Raw genomic sequence first — 11,629 nt, forward strand, 5'->3', positions numbered from 1 at the left:
CATTGGCCTGTGACCTCAACGAGAGAGACCCTATGCAAACTGCCTCCAAATACATGTTCAAGCCGCGCAGTGACCACAAGCTGTCCGATTTGCCCACGCTCGACGCGGCCTTGCTCAAGCACCAGAGCAAGAACAAGAAGGACCTGGTCAAGGTGGCCAGCGAGATTGGGGCCCTGCAATGGACCATGTACGCCGAAAAGAAGCAGTCGCTGTTGGTGGTGTTCCAGGCCCTGGACGCCGCCGGCAAGGACGGGGTCATTCGGCATGTGCTGCAAGGCGTCAGCCCCCAGGGGGTCAGCACGGTGAGCTTCAAGCAGCCCAGCGCCAGCGAGATGGCGCGCGACTTCCTGTGGCGTGTGCACCTGCGCACGCCGGCCCGGGGTGAGTTCACCATCTTCAACCGCTCCCACTACGAGGACGTGCTGGTGGCCCGCGTGCACGAACTGGTCCCGAAGTCGGTCTGGAAGAAGCGCTACGACATCATCAACCAGTTCGAGCAACTGTTGGCCGACGAGTGCCAGACCCGCGTCATCAAGTTCTACCTGCACATGAGTCCCGACGTGCAGCTGGCGCGTTTCAAGGACCGGCTCACCGACGAGAGCAAGAACTGGAAGATCACGGCGTCCGACTACCAGGAACGCGAGTACTGGAGCCAGTACATCGAGGCGTTTCAGGAAACCCTGGAGCGCACCAGCACCCCGCAAGCGCCCTGGTTTGTGGTGCCTGCCGATGACAAGGATTCGCGCAACCTGCTGGTGGCCGAGATCATCCGTGATACCTTGAAGGACATGCACCCCAGCTACCCTGAGCCCGCCGCCGACCTCAAGGACGTGCGCGCCCGCTTCCATGCCGCGAGTGCCGAGGCCAAGGCGATCCGCAAGCCCAAGGCCTGACCTTTTCAGCGACTGTGGGTCCCATGAGTACCGATTCCGTCAAGCACCTGTCGTGGCCCGCCGTGTCCTGGATGGACATGGTGGCGGGCGTGTCTCTGGCAGGTCTGCTGGCCTCTTCAAGCATTGCCTACGCGCGTTTGGGCGAGTTGCCGCCGCAGGCCGGTTTGATGGCTTCGGTGCTGGGTTTGCTGGGTTATGGCCTGTTGGGGCGCAGCCGCTTTGCCGTGGTGGCGCCGACCTCCTCGTCGGCCACCGTGATGGCGGCGGCCACGGCGTCCTTGGCGGGGGGCAATGTGCTGCTGCAAATGGGGCTGTCCGCCGTGCTGGTGATCATGACGGGCCTGATTTTCATGTTGGCGGCCTTGCTGCACCTCGGGCGCATCTCGGACTTCATTGCCCGCCCAGTGCTGCGCGGCTTCACCCTGGGCCTGGCCTGGGTGATCTGCATCAAGCAATTGCCCTCGCTGGTGGGCTTCACGCCCCACGCGTCGGGGGCCCTGCCCATGGCGTGGGAGCTGCTGACCCATGTGCCTCAGTGGCAGCCCTGGAGTGTGATGGTGGGGGGGCTGGCCTGTGCCCTGTTGTATATGGGGACGGTCTTTCGCAAGCTCCCCATGGCCTTCGCGGTCATTGTGCTGGGTGTGCTGGCCAACCGCCTGTTCGGTTGGCATGCCCTGGGCGTGGCCGAAGTCGGTGCCATTGAATTGACTTGGCAGCGCCCCCATTGGCCCAGCCTCAACCAGACTCAGTGGCGCCAGATGGCCGAGATGTCGATTGCCGTCATGTTGATGGTGTACGGCGAATCCTGCACTTCGATTCGCACCTATTCCCTGCTCAAGAAAGACCCCATCGATTCCAACCGAGACCTGTGGGCGCTGGGTGTCAGCAACCTGGCCTCGGGCCTGTTCAACGCCCTGCCGGTGGGCGCGGGTTTTTCGCAAACCTCGGCCAGTGTGGTCTACGGCGCGCAGGGCAAGGCGACTGGCTGGGTGGCCTTGCTGGCGCTGGTGGTGCTGATCGTGACGTGCTTGCCGTTCCTGGCCTCAACGCCCGAGCCGGTGCTGGCGGCGATTGTGATCTTCTCTATGTGGAAGAGCCTGGGCTGGGGCCCCTTGAAGGTGTATTTCGAGTTGCGCCGCAGCCGCCTCACCGCCATCGCTGCGGCGCTGGGTGCGGTGTTGTTTGGGGTGCTCGACGGTCTGTTGCTGGGCATTGGCATCAGCTTCATCATGGCCTTGCTGCAACTCGGCAAAGGGGCCGTGCAAGAGCTGGGTCGTTTGGGCAAAGACACGGTGTTTGTGGACCGCCACACGTTCCCGGAGGCGGAGCCGGTGCCGGGCATCCTGGTGCTGCGGCCGGACGAAGGTCTGACCTTTGCCAACGCCGACAAGCTGTGTCAGGACATCCGGGCGCGGGTGCTGGACGTGAGCCTTCGGCCTCGGGTGCTGGTGCTGAGCCTTGAACGCAGTCCCGATCTCGATGGGGGCGCGGTCGAGAGCCTGCAGGAGCTGGCGCAGTCACTGCAGGAACATCAGGTGCGACTGATCTTCGTGCGCTTGAGCGCCAGTGTGATCCAGGTGCTCGAGGTGCTGCACCTGTTCGGCGTGGCCGACGAGCATTTGTCTGAGTTGTCGGTGCACCAGGGGGTGCAGCAGGCCCTGCAAAGCACGGCGGCGCCTGCCGCGGTGTCCAGTGCGTCCCCGGCGGCCACGCAGCGCTCGGTCCCGGTGGTGCCAGGATGATGGCGGTGGTGGCGATCAACCTGCCCGCAGGAGAGGCACTGCCAGCGCCTTTGCCCTTGCTGAACCGCGAACTGGCGATCCTCGAGTTCAATCGCCGGGTGCTGGCGCAGGCCATGTTGACCTGCAATCCCGTGCTGGAGCGCCTGCGCTACCTGACCATCGTGTCGGCGAACCTCGACGAATTCTTTGAGGTGCGCATGGCCCCTTACATGGGGGCCCTGCGGGCGGCGGTGCCGGGCAGCCCGGAGTCCCAGGCGCTCAAGGCCGGCATTCATCGCGTGGCACAGGGGGTGCGCGCCCTGCTGGAGACACAGTGCCGGGTGTACTGCGACGACTTGCGGACCGAGTTGGGGCTCAAGAAGATTGCCATCCTGTCCCATGTCGATCGGGACACCGCTCAGCAAGCCTGGGTGAAACAAGTCTTCCTGAAGGAGATCAAGCCGCTCCTGACGACCACCTTGATCGATCCCCGCCGACCTTTCCCCAAGGTGGCCAACAAGTCACTGCACTTTTTGCTGCGCCTGCAGCCCAAGAAGAAAAAGGGTTCCGGGCCATCGTCACCGGTCATGGCCGTGCTCAAGATTCCCCGCGCCTTGCCCCGCGTGCTGCGCTTGCCAGGCAAGCTGAGCCACGGGCGTCAGGCCTTCGTCTTGTTGTCCAGCGTCGTGCGTGCCAACCTGTCGGTGCTGTTGCCGGACTACCACCTGCTGGAGTGCGTGCAGTTTCGCTTGACCCGGGATTCCGAGCTTTGGGTCCAGGACGATGACCAGACCGATCTGCGCCTGGCCTTGAATTCTCAGTTGCACACACGCCACTTTGGCCAGCCGGTGCGACTCGAGGTGAACGCCCAGTGCTCCGTGCAACTCAGTCGCATGCTGCTGCAGGAGTTTGATCTGCCGCCCTGTGCCCTCTACCGCATGGAGGCCCCCGTCAACCTGGTGCGCGTGCAGGAGTTGCTGGACCTCGCCGACCCCAGCAAGCAGCGCTACAAGCCCTATGAGCCGGCCTGGTCCAAGGCCTTGCAGCGCAAGCAGCCTTTGTTTGCCCAACTGGACCGGCGCGATGTCCTGTTGCACCACCCCTTCGAGTCATTTGAGCCCGTGCTGCAATTGCTGCGCGAAGCCGTCGAAGACAAGCACGTGCTGCAGATTCAGCAAACCATCTACCGCGCGGGTGCCCACTCCGAAGTGCTGGATCTGCTGTGCAAGGCGGTGCGGCGCGGCAAGGATGTGACGGTGGTGTTCGAGTTGATGGCCCGGTTTGACGAGGCGGTGAACAGCGCCTGGGCCGAACAACTGGAGCGGCTGGGGGCCCAGGTGCTTTACGGCATCGCAGGCATGAAAACGCATTGCAAGATGCTGTTGATCACCCGCCGCGAACAGGCTTCGCTGCGGCGTTACGCCCACGTCTCGACCGGTAACTACAACGTCAAGACCACGCGGCTCTACACCGACATCGGTTTGTTGACCAGCCAGACCGAGTTTTGCGCCGACGTGCAGGCCATGTTCGATGCCCTGCGACAGCCGGGCGTCTCGCCCCAGCTGCATCACCTGATCAATGCGCCGAATGCCTTGCGCCGAACCTTGCTCGCGCACTTGGATGAGGTCCGTGAACAGGCCCTGCAGGGGGGGGCGGCGCGCGTGGTGTTCAAGCTCAATGCGCTGACCGACGAGGGCCTGATCGCCGGCATCCTGCGGGCGGCTCAGGCCGGTGCCCGGGTGGACCTGATCGTTCGGGGCGCCTGTCTGTTGCCTTCGGGGCTGCCGGGCGTCAGTGACCGGGTGCGGGTGCGCTCGGTGATCGGACGCTACCTCGAGCATTCGCGCATTTACCACCTGGTGGCGGGCGAGCGGGTCTGGACCTACCTCAGCAGTGCCGATGGCATGTCGCGCAACCTGGACCGGCGTGTGGAGCTGGCCTGGCCGGTGCTGGACAACGAACTGCGGCAGCGGCTGTACGACGAGGCCCTGATTCCCTACCTGCTGGATGCCCAGGACGCGTGGGAGCAAAACCCAGACGGCAGTTACCAGGTCGCCGATGGGGCCTACCCTTCAGCGCAGCAAGCCCTCATGCGCAAGTACGCGGGCACCAGCAGGAAGGAGTCTTGATGTCCACGCTGTCATTGAGCATGAGCTTGCGCCCGCCCAATCTGAGCCCCGCAGAAGATGGTTTGCTGATGTTCCTGTACGGCTTTGGCGTGATGGTGTTGATCATCGCCAGCCATGGGTTCTTGCTGATCTCGATGGTCTTGCCCCTGGCCCGCAGCAAGAAGTACCTGAATGTTCAGCACCCGTTCCGGCTCAAGTTGTTGTTCATGGTGATGATCATCCTGATCCTGGCTTTGCACACGATCGAGATTCAGTGCTGGGCGCTGTTTGTCTGGACGAGCGAATACTACCGGGGCTTTGTGTCCTCGCTGTCCTTTGCCGGACTGGCTTACTCCACCCTTGGCCTGTACGGTCAGTCACGGTACGAGCAATGGCAGCAGGCCTTGCCCTTGATGATCGCGTTCTCGGGCATGTTCTGCACGGGACTGAGTGGCAGCATGTTATTCACCCTGCTGATGTCGGCGGTGCAGTTCGCGGCCGCGTCTCCGGCCGACGCCCCTGCCGCCGCCCCCGCCCCAACACCGATTCCATTGCCGGCCCCGCACCAAGACGCCGCCTGAGGAGAAGAGGGCGGCAGGGGCGGTTGCTGGGGCAGCGGCATGGGCCCCTGGGAGGGCCGGTGGGCCCCACGGGCCCGGGCCTGGTGTCAACGCTTGGCTTTGCTCGCCTTCTTCTCGTCCTTGGGCTTTTTGATGGCTTGGGCGGCTTTGCCAACTTTGTTGGCGCGTGGGGGTTTTTCGGGCAGCGGGTCGAGGTGGTTCAGCGCCGCCTCCAGTTGTTCACACACCGTGCGCAGGATCTTCACGCGGGCGTGGCGCTTGTCATTGCCCTCGACCAGGGTCCAGGGGGCGCTGGCCGTGCTGGTGCGCTCGACCATGTCGCAGACCGCTTGCTGGTAGGCGTCCCATTTGTCCCGGTTGCGCCAGTCTTCATCGGTCAGCTTGTAGCGCTTGAAGGGCACGCTCTCGCGTTCTTGAAAGCGCTTGAGTTGCTCCTCCTGGCTGATCTGCAACCAGAACTTGACCACCACGATGCCCACGTCGGTCATGCCATGCTCAAAGTCATTGATCTCGGTGTAGGCGCGCTGCCAGTCTTTGGGTTGGCAAAAGCCTTCGACGCGCTCGACCAGCACGCGGCCGTACCAGGTGCGGTCGAACAAGGTGATGGTGCCCTTGCGGGGCAGCTGGCGCCAGAAGCGCCAGAGGTAGGGCTGCAGCCGCTCTTCTTCGCTGGGGGCGGCCACCGGCACCACCTGGTACTGGCGCGCGTCCAGGGCCGAGCAGATGCGTCGGATGGCGCCGCCTTTGCCGGCGGCGTCCGCGCCTTCGAAGGCGCACACCAGCGCCCGGTTCTGAAACCGGGGGTCACGCACCAAGCCAGCCAGGCGACTTTGCCAGTGCGCCAGTTCGGTCTTGTAGCTTTGCGGGCTCAGGCGATGGCTGAGGTCCAGGGCCGAGAGGATGTTGAGCCCGTCGGGGTCGACCCGCGTCGGGTTGACCGCCTGCGCGGGGGCTGGGGCGGGCACCTGGGCCAGCCGCTCTTGCAGGGCCTTGAGCAGCATTTGCCCCACCGTCAGCGAGCGGTAGCGGTCATCGGCGGCTTCCAGCACGGTCCAGGGGGCCCAGGCGGTGCTGGTCATGCGCAACAGCGGGCCTGCGGTGTCCTGCAGTTGGTCGTAGGTTTTGACGCGCTCCCAGTTCCAGGGGCTCACTCGCCAGGCGGTGCGGGGGTCGCTTTCCAGTTCCTTGAGCCGCTCGCGCTGGGCATCCTTGGACAGGTGGAACCAGAACTTCAGGATCAGCGCGCCTTCCTGGGCCAGCATGCCTTCGAAGCGGTTGATCTGGGTGGCGCGGGCGTCGAGTTGCTCGCGGGAGATGTCGCCCGCGATGTGCTGGCGGATCGGCTCGGAGTACCACGAGCCCGCAAAGATGCCCACCCGCCCCTTGGGCGGCAGCGAGCGCCAATAGCGCCACATCGGTGGCTGTTGTCGCTCTTCCTCGGTGGGGTGGGCAAACGCCAGGGTGGAGAGAAATCGCGCGTCCATCCACTCGTACAGCATGTTGATGGTTTCGCCCTTGCCGGCACCATCTTGCCCGCTGATGATCACCAGAACAGGGAAGGGCTTTTTGTCGAACAGTTCCGCCTGGGCTTGGAGCAGGGCGGTGCGCAGGGCCGGCACGGCCTCACGGAACGCGGACTTGCTGACCTTGTGGCCGATTTCTGCGGATTCAAACATGGATCTTCTCCTGGTGGATGCCGCCGCCTGCTGCGTGTCGGCGCGGGGCGGTGACCGAAATTGTCGGCGCAAAAAGCGCTTTCAGACTACAGCCCAATTGGCCATTCAGTGGGGTACGAGGTCCGTCAGTGGGCCTGCGGTTGGCTTGAGCAGACGGCCCCTACAATCGCAGCCGAAGATGCGGCCTGGCCGCTGGAGACGAACTCGATGAGCAAGGCGTTCACACGCGAAACCGATTCGGACGATGACGATGACCTGGCGCTGCCGCCCTTGCCGGCCGGCACGCGCAACTACATCACCGCCCAGGGCTACCAGCGCTTGCGCGATGAGTTGCTGATGCTGATCGATGTGGAGCGGCCCAAGGTGGTCGACATTGTCCACTGGGCCGCCAGCAACGGAGACCGCTCGGAGAATGGCGATTACCTGTATGGCAAGAAGCGACTGCGCGAGATTGACCGCCGCATCCGCTTCCTGACCAAGCGCCTGGAGATCGCCGAGGTCACCGACCCCAGCCTGCACCATGGCAGCGACCAGGTGTTTTTTGGCGCCACGGTGACCTACGAAGACGAGCAAGGCACGCAGCGCACCGTCACCATCCTGGGCATTGACGAAGCCGACAGCGCGCAGTCGCAGGTGAGTTGGGTCTCGCCGGTGGCGCGTGCCCTGTTGAAGTCCCGCGAGGGCGATGTGGTCAAGCTCATCACCCCCTCAGGGCCGGTGGACATCGAGGTGCTCCAGGTCCGCTACCCGGCCCCCGCCACGGCCCAGCCCTGATGCTGGCGCGGGCGCCGAGGCGCCGCCGAACCTGAAGCGGCGCTTCGCGCCGCTTCAGCCTGCGGGCTTGATGCGGGCCGCGCGCAGCACCGTGGGCGTGCGCGCCAGGTGGCGCAGCGCGCTGTCGAGGTGGTTGGCATCCTGCACGGACACCAGAAAGCGCAGGTCGGCGGTGTCGGCAGGGCCTTCGTCGCCCATGTCGACATGGGTGATGTCGACCTCCGAGCTGGCCAGCTCGGCCGCCACCCGGGCCAGCACGCCCTTGCGGTTGGTCACGGTGACCACCAAGCCGGTCTCGAAGGCGCGTACTGGCTCGTCGGCCCAGTCCACGGCAATGAAGCGCTCGGCGTCCTTGTGCTGCAGGCGTTTGGCCGTGCCGCAGTCGGCCGTGTGCACCACCAGGCCTTCGCCACGGCCCAGGTAGCCCACGATGGCGTCGCCGGGGATCGGGCGGCAGCAGGGCGCGTATTTGACCGAGGCATTCTCGCTGCCATCGAGCAGCACGGCCCCTTGAGACAGCTTTTCGTGCGAGGTGTAGCGTTCACGCGTGAGCAACAGGGCATCGCGCTTCTCGCCGCCTTCGGTCATCAGCACCGTGAGGCGCTTGGCCACCATGCTGGCGATGCGCTTGCCCAGACCGATGTCGGTCATCAGCTCGCTGCGCGTCTTGTTGCCCGTGAAGCGCAACAGCTTCTCCCAGATGCCGGGGAAGGCGGGGTCGCGGGTCTCGGGCAATTTCTCCAGCCCCTCGGCGCGCAGCGCCTGGGTGAGCAGTTTCTCGCCCAGTTCCTCGGACTCGGTCAAGGCCAGGGTCTTGAGGTAGTGGCGGATCTTGGAGCGGGCCCGACCCGTGCGCACAAAGCCCAGCCAAGCCGGGTTTGGGGACGACACCGGCGCCGTGATGACCTCGATCACATCACCGTTCTTGAGTTCGGTGCGCAGCGGCACCTGTTCGCCATTGATCTTGCCGGCCACCGTGCGGTCGCCGATGTTGCTGTGGATGGCGTAGGCAAAGTCCACCACGGTGGCGCCGCGCGGCAGCGCCATGATCTGGCTCTTGGGCGTGAACACATAGACCGCGTCGGGGAATAGATCGACCTTGACGTGGTCCCAGAACTCGGCGGCGTCGCGGGTTTCGTTCTGGATGTCGAGCAGCGACTGCAGCCACTTGGTGCCCAGGCGCTCGGACGGGTCGCCGTCGTGGTCGCTGGCTTTGTAGAGCCAATGCGCGGCCACGCCGGACTCGGCCACCATGTGCATGTCCTCGGTGCGCATCTGGAACTCGATGTTGATGCCCGAGGGGCCGACCAAGGTGGTGTGCAGCGACTGGTAGCCGTTGACCTTGGCGATCGCGATGTGGTCCTTGAACTTGCCCGGCACCGGCTTGTACATCTGGTGCAGCACGCCCAGCGCGGTGTAGCAGTCGGTGATGCCCGGCACGATGATGCGGAAGCCGTAGATGTCGGTCACCTGGGCAAAGCTCAGGTGTTTTTCGTCCATCTTGCGGTAGATCGAGAACAGGGTTTTCTCGCGTCCGGCGATGCGGATGCGCATGCCCAGTTTGGCAAACGCAGCGTCCACATCGGCCTGCACCTTTTGCACCAGGTCCCGGCGTCGGCTGCGGGCTTTGGCCACCGCTTTCGACAAGATGGCGTGGCGCCAGGGGTGCAGGTGGCGGAAAGACAGGTCCTGCAGCTCGCGGTAGGTCTGGTTCAGGCCCAGCCGGTGGGCAATCGGGGCGTAGATGTCCAGGGTTTCCGAGGCGATGCGGGCCCATTTGTTCTTGGGCATGTCCGACATCGTGCGCATGTTGTGCGTGCGGTCGGCCAGCTTGATCAGAATGACGCGCACGTCGCGCGCCATCGCCAGCAGCATCTTGCGGAAGGACTCGGCCTGGTTTTCTTCGCGGGTGTTGAACTCCAGCTTGTCCAGCTTGGTCAACCCGTCGACCAGCTCGGCCACCTGCAGGCCAAAGCGGTCCATCAACTCGGACTTGGTGACGCCGCAGTCTTCGAGGGCGTCGTGCAGCAGGGCGGCCATCAAGGCCTGGGCGTCGAGCTTCCAGACCGCGCACTGGGCCGCCACGGCGATGGGGTGGGTGATGTAGGGCTCACCGCTGTTGCGCAACTGCCCCAGGTGGGCTTCGTCGGCAAAGCGATAGGCCTGGCGCACCTGTTCGATGCCCGCAGGACCGAGGTAGTCCAGCGCGTCGGTGAGCGCCGCAAAGCTGGCCGCAGCCGCGTTGGCCGCGGCCGTGGTGCCTTTGGAGGGCACAGGGGGCGCGGATTTCGAGGGCTTGGCAGGGGAAGGTGTAGGCAGCACCGCAGTCATGCTTGTAATGTAGCGTCCCAGAGGGGTTTGGCGGACACCGGAAAAAAAAAGCACCGCGCGCAGGCGGTGCTTTTTGGGGCCCGTCGGGCCGGAGGTCAGGGGACCTTCTTGAGCATCTCGATGCCGATCTTGCCTTCGGCGATCTCGCGCAGGGCGGTCACGGCGGGCTTGTTCTTGCTTTCGATCTTGGGCGAATGGCCCTGGCTCAGCATGCGGGCGCGGTAGGTGGCCGCCAGAACCAGCTGGAAGCGGTTCGGGATATTGACCAGGCAATCTTCAACGGTAATGCGTGCCATCAGAATTCTCCGCGGGGCTAGTCGATGTTTAGTGAATGGAAGGTGTCTGCCCGGGCGCGTCGCTGGGCAGCATATTTGAGGCGTTGCGCGTGGACGACGGCCTTCAGGTCGAAGAGCGCGCGCTCAAACAACTCGTTGATTATAACGAAGTCGAATTTGCGGGCCTGGGCCATCTCCTCGGCGGCGTTCTTCAGGCGCAGTTCGATGACCTCGGCGCTGTCCTCGCCTCGGCGCTCCAGGCGCGAGCGCAGCTCTTCCCAGCTGGGCGGCAGGATGAAGATCAGCACCGCGTTGGCGAAGATCTCTTTGACCTGGATGGCCCCCTGGAAGTCGATTTCCAGGATCACGTCAGCGCCTTCGGCGATGCGCTCCTCGATCGCCTTGCGCGAGGTGCCGTAGCGGTTGCCGTGCACATGGGCCCATTCCACGAAGGCCTGACCGGCCACCATGGCGTCGAACTCGGGCTGGGACACGAAGAAGTACTCGCGTCCGTGCTTTTCCTGGCCCCGCGGCGGGCGGGTGGTGTGCGACACAGAGGGCTGAACGCGCGAATCGAGCTCCAGCAGGGCCTTGACTAGGCTGGACTTGCCGGCGCCACTGGGGGCGGCCACGACAAACAGGTTTCCTGGGTAATCCATGGTGTGAGGTTGGGTTCAGCGCGGGGGCTGTGACTCGGTAGAGGGCATGTGAAAGCGCCGCAGACACCCCGGATCAGGGCGCTGCGCAGCGCGGCTGAGCTGGGGCTTCAACCGCTGGAACGCCCTATTTTAACGGCGCGCTGTGCGGCTGGCGCTTGGGCCGCCGCTGTCAAAGGCCGACTCGTGCGCCAGAACGGCCCCATGGGCACGCCAAGCAGTTCGCAGACCATGGGTAAATTTGATCAGATAGGCGGAAACTCAGCGATTGCAGTGCTATTGTTTGAGCGCAATTTTGTTCATTCGCCCCCTTTTTGGAGTCTTTACCCATGTCCAAATTCACGCTCGTGCTGATTTCTGGTTTCCTGGCGGCCAGCGCCGGTCTGGCCCAGGCCTCGGATTGCGAATCCAAGGCGGTCAGCAAGGAAGGCAAGCCGCTGGCCGGAGCGGCCAAGGCGTCCTTCATCAAGAAGTGCGAAGCCGACAGCGCCGGCGCTGCCCCCAGCTGCGAAGCCAAGGCGGTGAGCAAGGAAGGCAAGCCGCTGGCCGGGGCCGCCAAGGCCTCCTTCATCAAGAAGTGCGAAGCCGACGCCAAGAAGTAAGCGCCAGGCCAG

Annotated in this window: 10 protein-coding genes; 6 read left to right on the forward strand and 4 right to left on the reverse strand. The window is 64.5% G+C overall.

Features of this window, described 5'->3' with window-relative positions; translation table 11 throughout:
• Positions 1-32 precede the first annotated feature (32 nt).
• From PSQ40_RS06790 to PSQ40_RS06805, 4 genes are read left to right on the forward strand one after another with little or no spacing between them, the layout of a single operon-like run.
• On the forward strand, positions 33-893 hold the full coding sequence (locus PSQ40_RS06790) for a PPK2 family polyphosphate kinase (protein ID WP_273949982.1): 861 nt from the start codon (positions 33-35) through the stop codon (positions 891-893).
• Positions 894-916: 23 nt separating this feature from the next.
• Positions 917-2,635 carry a SulP family inorganic anion transporter gene (locus PSQ40_RS06795; protein WP_273949984.1) on the forward strand — a complete coding sequence of 573 codons (1,719 nt, stop codon included), beginning with the start codon at positions 917-919 and terminating at the stop codon, positions 2,633-2,635.
• 8 nt (positions 2,636-2,643) lie between these two features.
• Positions 2,644-4,743 carry a polyphosphate kinase 1 gene (gene ppk1 / locus PSQ40_RS06800; RefSeq protein WP_273949986.1) on the forward strand — a complete coding sequence of 700 codons (2,100 nt, stop codon included), beginning with the start codon at positions 2,644-2,646 and terminating at the stop codon, positions 4,741-4,743.
• Positions 4,743-5,303: a hypothetical protein gene (locus PSQ40_RS06805; RefSeq protein ID WP_273949988.1), complete on the forward strand. Its 561-nt coding sequence runs from the start codon at positions 4,743-4,745 to the stop codon at positions 5,301-5,303. Before ppk1 ends, PSQ40_RS06805 begins: the two co-directional genes overlap by 1 nt.
• A gap of 86 nt (positions 5,304-5,389) precedes the next feature.
• On the opposite strand, the gene pap is transcribed toward PSQ40_RS06805, so the two are convergent.
• Positions 5,390-6,979, reverse strand: a complete 1,590-nt coding sequence (pap, locus tag PSQ40_RS06810) for a polyphosphate:AMP phosphotransferase (protein ID WP_273949990.1) — start codon at positions 6,977-6,979, stop codon at positions 5,390-5,392.
• 207 nt (positions 6,980-7,186) lie between these two features.
• Between pap and greB the strand changes: the two genes are divergently transcribed.
• Positions 7,187-7,753, forward strand: a complete 567-nt coding sequence (greB, locus tag PSQ40_RS06815; RefSeq protein ID WP_273949991.1) for a transcription elongation factor GreB — start codon at positions 7,187-7,189, stop codon at positions 7,751-7,753.
• A gap of 54 nt (positions 7,754-7,807) precedes the next feature.
• Here greB and PSQ40_RS06820 read toward each other — a convergent pair whose 3' ends face one another.
• From PSQ40_RS06820 to gmk, 3 genes are all read right to left on the reverse strand, one after another.
• Positions 7,808-10,084 carry a RelA/SpoT family protein gene (locus PSQ40_RS06820; RefSeq protein ID WP_273949993.1) on the reverse strand — a complete coding sequence of 759 codons (2,277 nt, stop codon included), beginning with the start codon at positions 10,082-10,084 and terminating at the stop codon, positions 7,808-7,810.
• A gap of 95 nt (positions 10,085-10,179) precedes the next feature.
• Positions 10,180-10,380 (reverse strand): DNA-directed RNA polymerase subunit omega, encoded by a 201-nt coding sequence (rpoZ, locus tag PSQ40_RS06825; RefSeq protein ID WP_273927451.1) that lies wholly within the window; start codon positions 10,378-10,380, stop codon positions 10,180-10,182.
• Positions 10,381-10,397: 17 nt separating this feature from the next.
• A complete protein-coding gene (gmk, locus tag PSQ40_RS06830) occupies positions 10,398-11,018 on the reverse strand; it encodes a guanylate kinase (RefSeq protein ID WP_273949995.1) in 621 nt (206 codons plus the stop codon).
• 326 nt (positions 11,019-11,344) lie between these two features.
• Here gmk and PSQ40_RS06835 point away from each other — a divergent pair, with 326 nt between their 5' ends.
• Positions 11,345-11,617 (forward strand): hypothetical protein, encoded by a 273-nt coding sequence (locus PSQ40_RS06835; RefSeq protein ID WP_273949997.1) that lies wholly within the window; start codon positions 11,345-11,347, stop codon positions 11,615-11,617.
• Positions 11,618-11,629 lie beyond the last annotated feature (12 nt).

Source organism: Curvibacter cyanobacteriorum (assembly GCF_028649475.1).
GTDB lineage: Bacteria > Pseudomonadota > Gammaproteobacteria > Burkholderiales > Burkholderiaceae_C > Curvibacter > Curvibacter cyanobacteriorum.

Coding starts and splice junctions, on each gene's coding strand:
- PSQ40_RS06805 (WP_273949988.1), top strand. CDS start 4,743: ATGTCCACGCTGTCATTGAGCATGAGCTTGCGCCCGCCCAATCTGAGC.
- gmk (WP_273949995.1), bottom strand. CDS start 11,018: ATGGATTACCCAGGAAACCTGTTTGTCGTGGCCGCCCCCAGTGGCGCC.
- rpoZ (WP_273927451.1), bottom strand. CDS start 10,380: ATGGCACGCATTACCGTTGAAGATTGCCTGGTCAATATCCCGAACCGC.
- PSQ40_RS06820 (WP_273949993.1), bottom strand. CDS start 10,084: ATGACTGCGGTGCTGCCTACACCTTCCCCTGCCAAGCCCTCGAAATCC.
- PSQ40_RS06795 (WP_273949984.1), top strand. CDS start 917: ATGAGTACCGATTCCGTCAAGCACCTGTCGTGGCCCGCCGTGTCCTGG.
- PSQ40_RS06790 (WP_273949982.1), top strand. CDS start 33: ATGCAAACTGCCTCCAAATACATGTTCAAGCCGCGCAGTGACCACAAG.
- PSQ40_RS06835 (WP_273949997.1), top strand. CDS start 11,345: ATGTCCAAATTCACGCTCGTGCTGATTTCTGGTTTCCTGGCGGCCAGC.
- greB (WP_273949991.1), top strand. CDS start 7,187: ATGAGCAAGGCGTTCACACGCGAAACCGATTCGGACGATGACGATGAC.
- pap (WP_273949990.1), bottom strand. CDS start 6,979: ATGTTTGAATCCGCAGAAATCGGCCACAAGGTCAGCAAGTCCGCGTTC.